Origin of the sequence: Pseudoalteromonas sp. HL-AS2, from assembly GCF_031198805.1 — a bacterium.
GTDB classification, from domain to species: Bacteria; Pseudomonadota; Gammaproteobacteria; order Enterobacterales; family Alteromonadaceae; genus Pseudoalteromonas; species Pseudoalteromonas nigrifaciens.
In genome coordinates this window covers 499,432-514,196 of record NZ_CP133572.1, presented here as the reverse complement: position 1 = coordinate 514,196, position 14,765 = coordinate 499,432, and the positions used below count along the sequence as shown (strand labels likewise).

11 protein-coding genes are annotated in these 14,765 nt (G+C 39.3%); 6 read left to right on the top strand and 5 right to left on the bottom strand.

Going from position 1 to position 14,765, the window contains the following annotated elements; genetic code table 11:
- Together RB215_RS17140 and RB215_RS17135 are read right to left on the bottom strand one after the other, a co-directional pair.
- Complete coding sequence (locus tag RB215_RS17140; RefSeq protein WP_011329832.1) at nucleotides 1–402, bottom strand: curli production assembly/transport protein CsgE; 402 nt, start codon at nucleotides 400–402, stop codon at nucleotides 1–3.
- Nucleotides 403–444: 42 nt separating this feature from the next.
- Nucleotides 445–1,950: a curlin gene (locus tag RB215_RS17135; RefSeq protein ID WP_011329833.1), complete on the bottom strand. Its 1,506-nt coding sequence runs from the start codon at nucleotides 1,948–1,950 to the stop codon at nucleotides 445–447.
- Between the two features lie 563 nt (nucleotides 1,951–2,513).
- On the opposite strand from RB215_RS17135, the gene RB215_RS17130 reads away from it, so the two are divergent.
- Nucleotides 2,514–5,018 carry a S8 family serine peptidase gene (locus RB215_RS17130; RefSeq protein WP_309217247.1) on the top strand — a complete coding sequence of 835 codons (2,505 nt, stop codon included), beginning with the start codon at nucleotides 2,514–2,516 and terminating at the stop codon, nucleotides 5,016–5,018.
- A gap of 108 nt (nucleotides 5,019–5,126) precedes the next feature.
- Here RB215_RS17130 and RB215_RS17125 read toward each other — a convergent pair whose 3' ends face one another.
- Nucleotides 5,127–5,609 carry a putative 4-hydroxy-4-methyl-2-oxoglutarate aldolase gene (locus RB215_RS17125; protein WP_182679128.1) on the bottom strand — a complete coding sequence of 161 codons (483 nt, stop codon included), beginning with the start codon at nucleotides 5,607–5,609 and terminating at the stop codon, nucleotides 5,127–5,129.
- Nucleotides 5,610–5,886: 277 nt separating this feature from the next.
- On the opposite strand from RB215_RS17125, the gene yddG reads away from it, so the two are divergent.
- The gene (gene yddG, locus RB215_RS17120) at nucleotides 5,887–6,807 is read left to right on the top strand and encodes an aromatic amino acid DMT transporter YddG (RefSeq protein WP_309217245.1); all 921 of its coding nucleotides are present in this window, start codon (nucleotides 5,887–5,889) and stop codon (nucleotides 6,805–6,807) included.
- Between the two features lie 59 nt (nucleotides 6,808–6,866).
- On the opposite strand, the gene RB215_RS17115 is transcribed toward yddG, so the two are convergent.
- On the bottom strand, nucleotides 6,867–7,382 hold the full coding sequence (locus RB215_RS17115; RefSeq protein ID WP_197183000.1) for an ankyrin repeat domain-containing protein: 516 nt from the start codon (nucleotides 7,380–7,382) through the stop codon (nucleotides 6,867–6,869).
- Between the two features lie 111 nt (nucleotides 7,383–7,493).
- Nucleotides 7,494–9,029, bottom strand: a complete 1,536-nt coding sequence (locus tag RB215_RS17110) for a catalase (protein WP_309217243.1) — start codon at nucleotides 9,027–9,029, stop codon at nucleotides 7,494–7,496.
- Nucleotides 9,030–9,382: 353 nt separating this feature from the next.
- Between RB215_RS17110 and RB215_RS17105 the strand changes: the two genes are divergently transcribed.
- The 4 genes from RB215_RS17105 (at nucleotide 9,383) to RB215_RS17090 (ending at nucleotide 14,465) form a co-directional block, all read left to right on the top strand.
- Nucleotides 9,383–10,063, top strand: a complete 681-nt coding sequence (locus RB215_RS17105) for an HAD family phosphatase (protein WP_089369143.1) — start codon at nucleotides 9,383–9,385, stop codon at nucleotides 10,061–10,063.
- Nucleotides 10,064–10,242: 179 nt separating this feature from the next.
- The gene (locus RB215_RS17100; protein WP_309217242.1) at nucleotides 10,243–11,964 is read left to right on the top strand and encodes a hypothetical protein; all 1,722 of its coding nucleotides are present in this window, start codon (nucleotides 10,243–10,245) and stop codon (nucleotides 11,962–11,964) included.
- A gap of 60 nt (nucleotides 11,965–12,024) precedes the next feature.
- Nucleotides 12,025–13,548 carry a mannitol dehydrogenase family protein gene (locus RB215_RS17095; RefSeq protein WP_309217241.1) on the top strand — a complete coding sequence of 508 codons (1,524 nt, stop codon included), beginning with the start codon at nucleotides 12,025–12,027 and terminating at the stop codon, nucleotides 13,546–13,548.
- Nucleotides 13,549–13,550: 2 nt separating this feature from the next.
- A complete protein-coding gene (locus RB215_RS17090) occupies nucleotides 13,551–14,465 on the top strand; it encodes a carbohydrate kinase (protein ID WP_011329842.1) in 915 nt (304 codons plus the stop codon).
- The last annotated feature ends 300 nt before the right edge of the window (nucleotides 14,466–14,765 follow it).

Genomic DNA, 14,765 nt, shown 5'->3' with positions numbered 1-14,765 from the left:
TTACCATCCGTTTACAGCCATATCGGGAGACGATACAGCCATGTTTGAGCGAGCCATTGCATCTATTACAATATAAACTGCTTGTTCAACGCGTTCGTCAAGAGGCTCTAACCTACGACCTAAATAAGTTGCATAAATAAGTTGGTTATTCATTATTAAAGAAAGCCTGGTGCCAGCCTTAGGTAGCACGGTTTCTTTTATTTCAATATTAAACCCCGCAGTTGAAGGTAAGTCTCTCCAGTAGTTTGAAAACTTGTAATAAAACTGATGGCCAAAACGGCTAATACTTCTATCGAGTAATAAGCCATCTATTTCTAGTTCATCATTTGCAAATGCTGCAGGTGAGAAGCACAGTAAAACTGATAGTAAGTAGCTAATATATATGCTTTTATTATTTTTCATATTATGAAAGGGGGGAAGTATACCTCCCCCCCACCTTAGCAATTACATTTGCGTAACTGTAGCTGTATTTCCGTCACCAATTTGCGTAACAGATACCATGTTATTCGAGCCGATTATGCCGCCTTGAACAAGGTTATCGTTACCAATTTGATTAACAGTAAATGAAACATCCTCTCCAGCAATTAAAAAGGCTGACTGATCCATACCTGTAACCCAGTTTCCTTCACCTTCTTGTGAAATATCAATGCTATGGCCGCTACCTTCAACCATAATGTCAACTAAGTTGATTTCACCGGTTTGCGATATATCAATTCGGTTTGTATTACTATCTAATATACCAGCAAGAGTAACCATGGTTTCATTTGCTACACCACTTTGCATGATATCAATATTGTTATCATTAGAAGTTAGTGCCGTATTAGGGTAAGAAGACTCTACAACTGTTGTATTTTCGTCACCATTTTGAAATACATCTACATCGTTACCAGTACCATTAAAGTTAACCAGATGTGCGGCATTTAAATCACCAACTTGGTTAATTAAAAACTCATTATCTGAACCAATAACACCCATGTATGCTTCGTTCCCAAAGCCATTTTGAGTTGCAGTTAATTCGTTATTATCACCAATTAATTCAGCTGTAGCTGAGTTGAGAGTATCTAACTGAGTAATAGTAATTTCATTATTATTGCCTAAAAATAGAGCCGAATCTGCTGTATTGCTAGTACCTTCTTGATCAAGGTCTATTTCGTTATCACTACCAACAATAGCAGCAAAGTTAACTGCATTAGATTCACCATCTTGCTCAACTTTTAGCTCATTAGCATCACCCGATACATCGCTAAAGGTTGCTATGTTGCGCGAGCCATCTTGTTCAATATCAAGGTCATTATCATTACCTTGTAAAGAATTGATCGTAAATGCGTTCCAATAAACCCCTGATTGCTCAATATCAATAGTATTTTGATCACCGGTTAATGACGTTATTTCAGCTTCGTGCCATTCACCAGTTTGTACTGCACTGATTTCGTTGGCATTACCTTGCATATCAAGGTTATAAAACCAATGGCCACCAGCACCCTGAGCTACATCAATCGTATTATCGTCACCCGTGATAATGTTTATAGCTTCGTTATTTACTAAAAAGCCAACACCCTCTTGGGCAACAACTAAAGAGTTGTAATCACCGGTTACTTGCGAGATTAAACCGTTAGCAACACCATCTTGAGAATACTCTTCTGTATTACTATTGCCCACAGTAGCAACGCCTGCGTAATTACCAGTTTGGTTTTGCGTAATTTCTGTGTAATTTTCATTACCATCAATGGTAGCGAGCATGGTGTTGTTATCACCTACTTGTACTAATAATGCATCGTTATTGTTGTTGTTTTGTATCAAAGTCATGTTATTTGATGCGCTCATTACAGAAATGGCCGTACCTATTTCTGAATTTGAGGCTGATTTAGTATCTGTATTTGCATAAGAAGCGAAGCTTGCACCCATTGCAACTGCAACTGCGCAGCTTAAAATTGATTTAGTTAATTTCATTATTTATTCTCCTTGAATAGTAAAAATAAAATACCTAGATATTATCTGTTTTAATTAGGTATTTTCTGTTTCAGCATGCCGTGCTGATATAATGTGTTGTGATCCACTTGATTACTTTTAAGTATGTAAAGTGTTAAGTATGACCAGCGCTCACTGCTTATTTGCATCTTAGATAAAGTACAAGCTGCTCACAGTGAAACAATAATCATGGTGTTAACTGTATTAGTTAATTTTAATTTGTTAAATCATCATTTTTTACCAATTTTAAAGTACTTATATTTCATGTACTTATGGTTGTTTTTTGTTTTTATTATGGTTTTATACAAAAAGCAGTAAAAAAGAAGGAGGTCTACACTTTTAACTTATTTAACAAGTTCATAACAATGGCTGTATTTTATGTTTTTCCGATGAAAATCTAGTCAAAATGATTGGTTTTTGCTTTTCTTGCTTGTGTAATTTTATCTTTAGCTGTTTTCTAATAGCTTGCCATGTGATCCCTTGTACTGAAGTAGTAAATAAAATTACTTAGTGTTACTAAGTTAACCCAAACTATGGATAGAACAATGAAAACAAAATTATCTATTATTACACTTGCACTCCTACCTTGCTTAGCCGCCGCTAAAGTGCCCGATGTTGGTGTGATTCAACAACAAGATGCAGCGACTAGTGATTCTTTAATTGTTAAATATAAAAAAAATGCCACCCCAGCAATGCGAAAGCATGCAAGATCTTTAGTTAGAGCTAAAATTTCAGATTTAAATAATGATGAAATAGATGACAGCTATACCTCATTACTTTCAGGTCGCCTTGCTAAGTTTAAAGTAGCGGGCATGAGCACCAAAGAAGCGATTGAGCGCTTAAAGTCGCACCAAGCCATTGAATATGTAGAACCTGATTATAAAGTTAGTATTGCGAATGTACCCAATGATCCCCGTTTTGATGAACTTTGGGGCTTACATAATGTAGGCCAGTCAGGTGGTACCGTTGATGCAGATATTGATGCTCCAGAAGCATGGACTATTTCTATTGGTAGCCGAGATGTAGTGGTAGGTGTAATCGATACCGGTGTTGATTATAGCCATAATGACCTTGCAAGTAATATGTGGGTAAATACCGCTGAAATTGCAGGAGATGGTATAGATAATGACGGGAATGGTTACATAGATGACATTTATGGTATCAATGCAATTACTGATAGTGGCGATCCAATGGACGACCAAGGGCATGGTACTCATGTGTCAGGGACTATTGGTGCAAGTGGCAATGATGCGATCGGTGTTGTAGGGGTAAACCATGAAGTGTCTATTGTTGGCTGTAAATTTTTAGCTGCTGATGGCACGGGGAGTACTTCTGGGGCAATTAAATGTATTGATTATATGATTAGCCTTAAAAATTCAGGTGTTAACCTTCGTGTGCTAAACAATAGCTGGGGCGGCGGCGGGTTTAGCCAAGCACTTGCTGAAGCGATTGATGCAAGCGAAGCGGCAGATATACTTTTTGTAGCTGCGGCAGGTAACGATGCATTAGACAATGATCTTAACCCTCATTATCCATCAAGCTATGAGCACGATAGTATTTTATCTGTAGCAAGTACAGATCGTAATGATACTATGTCGAGCTTTTCACAATGGGGCTTAACAAGTGTTGATTTAGGTGCCCCAGGTACTGCCATTTTATCTACTGTGCCAGGAAACGCTTATAGTAGTTACTCAGGCACCTCTATGGCAACGCCTCATGTTGCTGGTGCTGCAGCACTTGCTTTATCAGTTAACCCAGATCTAACAGCGTTAGAATTAAAAGAGTTATTAATGAGTAGCGGCGATGCCAACGCAGCACTACAGGGTAAAACGGTTGCTGGTACACGATTAAATGTAAACCAAGCGCTAATTGACGCAGATCCAACCCCAGGCTTTAAACTCAGTGTTAGCCCTTTGTCGCAGGAGATCACTGCGGGTGAGTCAGCAAGTTATACGTTTAGTGTAGGCTCAATTGCTAATTGGGATGGTGATGTTGCGTTTGCATTGACAGGTAATTTAGATTCAGCGTCACTTTCACAAAACACTGCTCGCCCAGGTGAAGAAGTACAGTTAGTAGTACCTACCACTGAAGAGACGCAGTGGGGTGAATATGAGTTTACCGTTACAGCAACGTCGGATGATAGAGTTAAGGAAAGCACTGTAAAATTAATGGTTAAACCTATGGGGTTGAATGATTTTACTTACAGCAGTGATGAAAATATTGCTATTCCTGATAATGCGCCAGAAGGTGTAAGCTCTGTAATTACGATTGCAGATGAGTTAACCGTTTTTAATACAGTTGCCGATGTTAACATTAGTCATACTTGGTCTGGTGATTTAATTGTAAAGCTTATCTCAGCGCAAGGCACTACAATAACGTTACAAAATAAAGAGGGCGGTAGCTCAGACGATATTATTAAAAGCTTCACTTCGGATGCATTTAATGGCGAAGTAGCCACTGGCGATTGGGCATTACATGTACAAGACACCGCCGGTGCTGATACAGGTAATATAAATGGCTGGTCACTTACGTTAAGTGCAATTGGAGAGGTAAGCCCGCAACCACCACGTGCTAGTTTTAGCGTTGAAACACAAGGCTTAACGGCTTCGTTTACCGATAGTAGCACAGATGCTAATAACGATATTACACAGTGGCAGTGGAGCTTTGGTGATGGTGCTACATCAACCGATGCAAGCCCTGTGCATGCTTATGCAGTGGCGGGTAGCTATGAAGTTGAATTAACTGTTACCGACAGCGAAGGCAATACCAACGCATCAACTCAAACTGTAGTAGTGAGTGATGTAGAGATTGAGCTAAGCCTTAAGCGCGCTAATAAATCACGCTTAGGCACAATGCGTGTAGAGCTAAGTTGGCAGCAAGTGGGTGCTCAGTCATTAAATGTATATCGTAATGGCGAGTTAGTAGGCACAACCTCAGATAACGGTCGTTATCGTGATTATGTACGTGGTGCAACACTACCTGCGTACGACTATCAAGTGTGTGTAACTGAAAACGTGTGTTCAAACATAGTGACGGTAACTTTTAACTAATAAAATAGTTACCTATTAATATGACACAAGCCCAGCAATGCTGGGCTTTTTAGTGTCAGGTTTTATTAAAAAAGCGGCAGCTAATCTATTTCAGTTGTGATTTAGCAACTAACTAAGTTTATGTTTACTCACAATTAGTCCGTTCACATCGGCGTAAAGCCAATCATTAGGCTCAATGCAGACGCTTAACATGGCAATAGCTTGATTATTTTCACCACAACCTCGCTTTAACGTACAGCGTGGTGTTGAGCCAAGCGCCATAATAGGTAAATTTAAGGTAGCAAGAATCTCAATATCTCGGCAACAACCATTTATAACTATACCTTCCCAGCCATTTTTTAAAGCACGCTCTGCCATAATATCGCCAATAAATGCAAAGCGTTTACTAGCAAAGCCGTTAATAACCAGCACTTTACCTACGCCATTTTGATGAAGTATTTCAGCGGCAAACGAATTGTCATCGGGGCACGTTACAGTAACGACTTGACCACTAAAGGTGGTTTTGTTGCCAAAGTGCTGTAATCCACAGTCGGCTACTTGTACGCTATCACGGTGTTCGTCGTATAGATCGGGAGTCGTGAACTTGTTCATATTTGCTTTCTCTGTTTAGTGAGTTATTTAACCACACCACTGTAAAAGTGGTAATACGAGACAAAAGAGTCAGTAACTTTAATTTACCTAGCGTTTGTGCTGCTTTGCTAAATTTAAACACTGAATGGCTGTTTACGCTTATTGCTTATAACTATAGTGATAATATTTAGCTTTGATAATGCTAGTTATGCACTGCAGATTAACGGCATGTTATTGTTAAAACAAAAAATTACTGTTAGTTTAGCTTCAGATTATTAAGTAGTACTTTAGGTTTAATATGGATTTTATAAGCAAAAATAAATATACACTTTATGGAGTCGCTGCAATACTACTGTGGAGCTGCTTAGTGGCATTACTACGGGATATTTCTGAGTTGTTTAGCCCCATTGGTGGTGCTGCGGCTATGTACTCTGTAAGTGCGATATTTTTAATTTTGGTTATGGGAGTGCCTAAGTTTAGTGGTTTTTCGAAACGCTACTTGGTAGTAGGTACTTTATTATTTGTGTCGTACGAAATTTGCTTGGCACTTTCTATCGGTATGGCAAATAGCCGCCATCAGGCTATGGAAATGGCGGTAATTAATTATTTATGGCCCACGCTGACTATATTGCTCTCTATTATTATTGGGCGTAAAAAAGTAAGTTACTGGGTTTACCCAAGTATGATCATTGCTTTTTTAGGGGTTGCTTGGTGTATTACGGGCGATCAAGAAATGTCAGTCGATACGTTAGTAACTAACTTTGCTGATAATCCTGCTACTTATTTAATGGCATTAGCTGCCGCGTTTATATGGGCTATTTATTGCGTAGTAACGCAAAAAATAAGTAATGGTAAAAATGCTATTACGTTATTTTTTACTGTTACGGCAATGAGTTTGTGGGCGCAATATGGTTTTAGTAATGAAGCGCCATTAACGTTTTCAATCAGCTCAAGCATGACATTGTTACTTGCGGGTGTAGTTGTTGGCAGTGGTTATGCACTGTGGAATCAAGCGATTATTGGCGGTAACTTAATGCTGCTTGGAACGCTTTCGTATTTTATACCGGTGTTTTCTACTATTATTTCGGCGTTGTATTTGTCTATTACGTTAAGTGCTTCGTTTTGGCAAGGAGTGGTGCTGGTAACACTTGGCTCGCTAATTTGCTACTTTGTAACGCGAGATAAACCCCAAAAATATAATGTAGAAGTAACGACTTAAATAAGCAGTCCGCTAAAGTTTAGTTACACCTAAAGCTCTTTTATAAGGGCTTTTGAACTTTATTTAGAATTTTTAACCTGCGTGAGTAAATTGAGCACTTTTTGCTGGCCAAATGTGTGTGCAAATTGTTCGGCTGTTTGGCCTGCTTTGTTTTGATGTGCGTTGTCGCAATCAAGTGATACCAGTGTTTTGGCTATACTAAACTCACCTCTAAAAATAGCGGCCATTAGCGCTGTGTTGCCTCGGTTGTCTTCCATGCAAGCATTAGCGCCTAAGTGTAAAAGTGTGTTTACCGTATTTTTATTACCATGGTAAGTGGCAATCATTAATGCGGTGTAACCTTTATTGTTATAGCTGTCGATAGGAATGCCGGCACTTACAAATTGCTTAATTACAGCGGTATCGTTGGTACGTGCAGCAGCAAAGTAATAAGCAAATAAACTCTCGTATTGTGTTTGCGCTGAGTGTTGGTTTTCAAGTTGTGTACTAGGTGTTTGTGTATCCGTTGTATTTTTAGCGTAAACACTACTGGTAAAGCTTATTAGTAGCACTACTATAATCAATAAATTACGCATTACTTTATACCTTTTAAAAAGAGGAAGGGGATTGGTTGCCTCCTTCCTCATGGTTGTGGTTACTTATATAACAGCTTGTTTAGTTGGGACTAATGTTTTGTAACTTGCTAATTACAGGTTAGCTGCAAGCTGCTTAACTATTTTAATATCGCCATTAATGGCTTTAGTTAAACGTGTACCGTACTCACTATCAGCTTTGTAAAAGTGGCTAAGCATTTTGTGCTTAACGTTACTGTCTTTTATTTTTACTAAATCGCCCGCTAGGTTATTGATCAGATTAGTACGTTCTTGCTTACTAAAACCTCGGTATAAAACACCTGCTTGCGCAAAGTTTTGCTGCTTTTTAATGGCGGCTTGTTGTACAAAACCTTTAAGCTCTGTATTACTTCTACGGGCAATTGGGTTTTCAGCTACGTTTTCTTGGCTTGGTTGATAGTTTACGTTGCTTTGAGTATTACCATAGTTCATTGCGCCGTCTTGGTTGTAGTTAACTACCTCCACTTTTGCACGGTTAATTGGTAACTGTTGATGGTTAGCACCAAGGCGATACATTTGCGTATCTGCGTATGAAAATACACGCCCTTGTAATAACTTATCTTCTGAGGGTTCAATACCCGCAATAATATTAGACGGTGCCATTGCTACTTGTTCTGTTGACTGAAAAAAGTTAGTTGGCATGCGATTAAGCGTTAATGTACCTGCCTTCACTTCTTTTACACCTAACCACATTTTTGTTGCATCTAATGGGTTGTAATCAAAGTCGTCAAGCTGCGACGGATCAAGCGTTTTAATGTATAGATCCCATTCTGGGAAGTTACCTTTATTTACTTCGCTGTATAAATCACGTGTTAAATGTTGAAAGTCTTGGCCTTGAACTTCAGCGACTTCTTTTGCATTTAAATTCTCAATGCCTTGTTTACTTACCCAATGAAATTTAACGTACTTAACATCGCCCGATTTATTGATCATTTTATAAGAGTGAACACCCCAACCATCCATTTTACGTAAGCTTGCTGGTGTGCCGTAGTCGCTATAAACCCACGTTAACATGTGAGTAGAGCCTGGTTCGTGCGAGAAAAAGTCAAAAACACGGTTAGGATCTTGAATGTTATCTACAGGTGATGGTTTTAATGAATGGATCATATCTGGAAATTTTATTGCATCACGAATAAAAAACACCGGTAAGTTAAGGCCCACTAAATCCCAGTTACCTTGATCGGTGTAAAATTTAATCGCAAAGCCACGTGGGTCGCGCAGTGTTTCTGGGCTACCTTTTGAGTGAATTACCGATGAAAAACGTACAAAAACGTCAGTTTCTTTACCGACCTCGGTAAAAGGTGCTGCCATGGTTAAATCATCTAAACTTTTTGATGCCACAAATACACCATGAGCACCCGTACCACGCGCATGTACCACACGCTCAGGAATACGTTCACGTGCAAAGCGTTGTAGTTTTTGAATTAGTTGTACGTCTTCTAATAACACACTGCCGCGCTCGCCTGCAGTTATTGAATTTTGGTTGTCGCCAACAGCTGCGCCGTTGTCTTTAGTTAATGTAGCCGCGCTTGCTGGTAATGCCATCGCAAGTGTTAACGCGCTTAATGTTAGTTTTGTATTCTTGTTTATTGCGTTTAATAAAATATTCATGTCGACCTTATTATTTAAAATTGCCGGCAGTGCTGCTGGCTGTTTAACTGTTGAGGAGTGTATGAATATTCCTTTGTTCGGTAAAGTTGATTAAATAGATTGGAATAATTCATAAATAAGATTGAAAGAGGGGCTTAAAATATACTTTTAGATCCAATTTTAGGTTTATATATTTTTTGTAAACTTGATTAAATACAGCGGCTTTTAGTTTTGTTTATTTATGTTTGTAGTAGCGACAAGTAAATTCGTTCACTTTTTGTTGACATTCAAAAACAATAAAGGGAATATGCTCGCTAGTCGGGCTTATGCTCATTTGGTATTTTGCACAAAAAGTAAATGTTTAAGGTAACCCAATGAACGCTAAAATTGATTTAGTAATATTTGATTGCGATGGGGTAGTCATCGACAGTGAAATACTCAGCGCTCAAGTGTTGATTGATATGCTTGCGTATTTAACAGTTAACATTGACCGCGGATATGTACAGCAACACTTTTTGGGGTGTAATTTTAAAACCGTAAGTCAAAAAATCCAAAACGCCTTTAATGTCACTTTGCCAAATAGCTTTGAAGATGATTACCGAGAAGCGCTCTTAAACGAGTTTGGTTCAGCGCTCAGTACAACCGATGGCATAAACGAAGTACTTAATAACTTAGCTGTGCCCAAATGTATCGCCACAAGTAGCAGCCCAGCACGTACAGCTAAAGCATTAGATATAGTTAATTTAAGTAACTGTTTTAGCAATACGATATTTACCAGCAGTGAAGTAAAGCGTGGTAAACCCGCCCCCGACTTATTTTTACATGCAGCTAAGCAAATGGGCGTAAAACCAGAGCATTGCTTGGTAATTGAGGACAGCGAAGCTGGCGTATGTGCAGCCATAAATGCCAATATGCAAGTACTGCATTACAGTGGCGGGCAGCACATGCAAACGGCCATTAACTATGTTCATAAAGCGTATCCAAATATTGCTCACTTAACTCATTGGCAGCAGTTTTTTACAGCTTATCCTGCACTTAAAAGTAAAAACATTTAAACATGGCTACTTATACCAACACACATTTATAGGGTTTATAAGTGGCAAAATATAAGCGTTGTTAGTACTGGTATTAATTATAAAAACTAAAACAAGTGGTTACGCGTTTATAAAACTAAATTATAAGAAGCAAAGTCTTTAGGTATTAAGTACTTTGCTGTTAACAACTAGGAAATACCATGGCAACGAGTCCACACACACACACATTTAAAGATGTAAACGAAGAGCAACTTCCGGTTGCTAATAATAAGCTTCACGGCTGGAAACATTTTGCAGGGCTATACGCTGGTGAACATGTTGCTGCCACTGAATTTGTTATTGGCGCAACCTTTGTTGCATTAGGCGCATCAACCATCGACATTCTATTGGGGTTATTAATAGGTAACCTGTTAGCAATGTGTTCTTGGTGGCTAATTACGGCACCCATTGCAGTACAAACCCGCTTAAGTTTATATAACTACTTAAACAAAATTGCTGGTAACTCAATGACCAAGCTCTATAACTGGGCTAATGTAGTTATTTTTAGTGTTATATCGGCGGCCATGATCACGGTATCCTCCACCGCCGTGCGGTTTTTGTTCGACATACCCGCGCAGCTTGATTGGTATCCAAACAGCTTTTGGTTTGTCGCCATTGTTTTAGCTGTTGGCTCAATTGTTGTATTTGTTGCTATGTATGGCTTTTCAACCGTTGCTGACTTTTCAAAACTGTGTGCGCCCTGGCTATTTGTTATATTTATTGCAGGCTCGTTCGCGTTATTCCCTGAGCTTTCAAACCACGTATTGGGTTCTACCTCTTTAACTAGCTTTAGCGACTTTATGACCATAGGCGACTCCTCCATCTGGACGGGCACCAATGCCGATGGTGAAAAAGGCATTGGCCTATTAGAAGTGATTGGCTTTGCATGGGCTGCTAACTCAATTACTCACTTTGGTTTAATCGACATGGCTATTTTTAGATTTGCTAAACGCAAAAGCTATGGCTTGTTCTCTGGTGTGGGTATGTTTTTTGGTCATTACTTAGCGTGGATCTCTGCCGGTATTATGGGCGCAGGTGTTGCGGTATTACTTAAAACAACCATTTCGTCACTTGATCCGGGTGATGTTGCATACCATGCATTAGGTTGGACTGGATTTGTTATTGTAATTATTGCCGGTTGGACTACAGCTAACGCAAACCTTTACCGTGCAGGCCTTGCAGCGCAATCTATATTTGTTAATCAATCACGTGAACGCACAACCGCTATTGTAGGTGTGGTAACCGTGATTATTGCGTGTTTCCCGTTTGTATTTTCACAAATGCTTCCGCTACTTACCTACGCAGGCTTATTAGTTGTGCCAGTGGGCGGCATTGTATTTGCCGAGCATGTGTTATTTCCTAAAATTGGCTTAACACGTTACTGGGCTAAATATAAAAATATTACCCGCAGCATCCCTGCTATTGCCTCATGGGCACTTGCACTTGTGTTCGGTTTTGGCTTAAACGCAATTGATGTAATGTCGTTTTATTACTTGTTTATTCCTACCTGGATTTTCACCATCGTTATTTACACACTTTTAGCTAAAAAATACGGTGCCGGTGAAGATTACACGCAAGAGATTGCAGCAGAAGAGCAAGAGCAACGTGATATTAAAGAATATCAAGCAGCTGAGGCTAAAGACATTCCAAAGCCAGTAATTGACAGCTCTGTATTTACCAAAGTTCTTAATGGCATATCGACTATTTCATTGGTGATTATTTTTATTTTTGCCAGCCAAGTGATGTTTTTCAGTGAAACTATGGTGATGTACAGCGCTAATAAGTCGCAGTTCGAAATTGCCTGTTTTATTTGTACTGTTATTTATTTTGTTACTGCGTACTGGTCGTTAAAACGCCATAAAGTACTCAATACAGCATCGTAATTACTTATCGTAATACAGTATCGTAATTTATATTTTATTTTTGTTTAGTAAGGTCGCACCATGACGCAACATCAACACACAAACGCTCTTGTTACAGGGCTAAACCAACAGAGCTTGGCTCAATTACCAAGCCATGTTGACACACCAAGTTACGACCGTAGCGCCGTTAAAGCGGGGATTGTTCATATTGGTGTAGGCGGCTTTCATCGTGCTCACCAAGCGGTATATGTTAACGAGCTTTTAAAAACCCCAGGCTCTGAGCAGTGGGGCATATGTGGTGTTGGCCTGTTAGAGGGTAACCGTGGTCTGCGTGATATTTTAAAGCAGCAAGATTACCTTTACACGCTAACTGTTAGACACCCAGACGGTAAAATAGATAACAAAGTAATTGGCTCAATGATCGACTTTTTGTTTGCTCCAGAGGACAAACAAGCGGTAATTAATAAACTCGCACACAGCGATACTAAAATTGTATCGCTTACTATTACCGAAGGCGGTTATAACTTTAACCCGGCAACGGGCGAGTTTGATTACAGCAATCCAGATATTATTAACGACATTAATAACCCGAACGACCCAATTACGGCGTTTGGTTACATTACTGCTGCGCTAAAACTGCGTAAAGAGCAAGGTTTGGGCGCGTTTACAGTACAGTCGTGCGATAACATTCAGCATAACGGTAACGTAACACGCAAAATGCTTTTAGCCTTTGCCACAGAGCAAGACAAAAACCTAAGTGAGTGGATTGAGCAAAACGTATCGTTTCCAAATGCGATGGTTGACCGCATAACACCGGTATCTAAAAAGAGTGATATTGATTACGTGGTTGATGCCTATGGTGTTAGCGACGAGTGGCCAATTACTTGTGAGTCGTTTACACAATGGGTAATAGAGGACACATTTAGTGACTCTCGCCCAAATTGGGATGTTGTTGGTGCACAGTTTGTAACTGATGTGACGCCTTATGAAACCATGAAAATACGTTTACTTAATGCTGGGCATTCTGTGCTTGGTTTATTAGGTTCAATTCATGGTTATGGCACAATTGACGAAACGGTATCTGATGAATTATTTGCCACATACCTACGTGCTTTTATGGATAAAGAAGTAACGCCAAACCTTGAACCGCTTGAAGGTATTGATCTTCAAAGCTACAAAGATACGTTAATAGAGCGTTTTGCTAATCCTAATATTAAAGACAGCCTGGCGCGTATTTGCAGTGAAAGCTCAGCTAAACTGCCTAAGTTTTTAATTGCTACAATTAACGAAAACCTAGTACAAGGTCGAGATATATCGTTGGCTGCACTGGTTATTGCTACTTGGTGTTTATACAGCGATAAAGGTGTAAGTGAAAAAGGCGAGAAGCTTGAAATTCAAGATGCGATGTACAAAGAGCTTAATTCTTACGCGCAAGAGACTCAAACTAGCCCGATTGCATTTTTAAAGTTAACGAGCTTGTTTGGTAAGCTTGAGCATAACGAAACGTTTACTGCTGAATATAAAAAGTCGATTGCTGCGTTGTATGCACCTAATAGTAAAATTAAAGCCATTATGCAGGCTGTACTTGAGCAAAAGAGTAACTAATTATGAGCATTTTAATTAATCATAAATCAGGCGAAAACGTAAGTGTTAGCTGCTTTGGCGAAGTGCTGTGGGATTGTTTTGACTCTGGTAAACGCCTAGGTGGCGCGCCACTTAATATGTGTGTGCGTATTAACTCACTGGGCATAAAAGCCGACATGATCAGCGCCGTTGGTAACGACGAGTTAGGCGCTGAGCTGCTCGGCGAAATTGCGAGCAAAGGCGTAAGCTGCGATTATATTGCTATTAACAGTGACAAAAAAACCAGCACGGTTGAGGTAACACTCGATAGTGGTGGCTCAGCAAGTTATGAAATAGTGGCAGATACAGCGTGGGATAATATAGCGCTTACAGATGAGTTACTGAGTAAAGTTAAAAGTAGCGATGTATTTGTATTTGGCAGCCTAATAGGGCGAAGCGAAACGTCTTTGGCAACATTAAATCAATTAGTTGATGTAGCAAACTTTAAAGTATTTGACGTAAACCTACGTGCGCCTCACTACACATTAGCAACACTCGTAGATTTAATGAACAAAGCCGACTTCATCAAATTAAACGACGAAGAGCTATACGAAATTGCTAAAGCTATGGGTTGTAAGTTTCATTCGCTTGAGCAAAACTTAGCCTTTATTGCTGCACAAACTAATACCGAATATTTATGTGTAACTAAAGGCAGCCATGGCGCATTACTCACCATTAAAGGCGAAAACTACTATAACTCAGGCTATTTAATTAGTGTTGTTGATACAGTTGGCGCAGGGGATTCGTTTTTAGGCTCGTTAATTTATCAGCTGTGCAGTAGTGATTGCGCACAACATGCGGTTGACTTTGCTTGCGCTGTTGGGGCTATGGTCGCCGAAAGTGCCGGAGCAACACCTACTTTAACGCATCAACAAATAAATGAGTTTATGAACCCATAAATAAATTGGTGATAAGGTATTATTAATTTTTATCGATAACTTATCGGGCAGAATAAAAAAGGCAGATTTACTCAGTAAAACTGCCTTTTTTATTACTCTAAATCTTTACATTCTGCACAGTTAACGTTCAATAAGGCCACGAAATAGGTCTAAGTTATTTTATTCGACTATAGTATTAGCTAAACGTCTTATAGTAAGAATATTAATCCTTTGTTAATGTTCGTCGATTATTCACGGAATGAAAGGCCGGAGCGGCAAACAGTGCGCTCTTTAATACAAATACAAAAAGAGAAACATGCT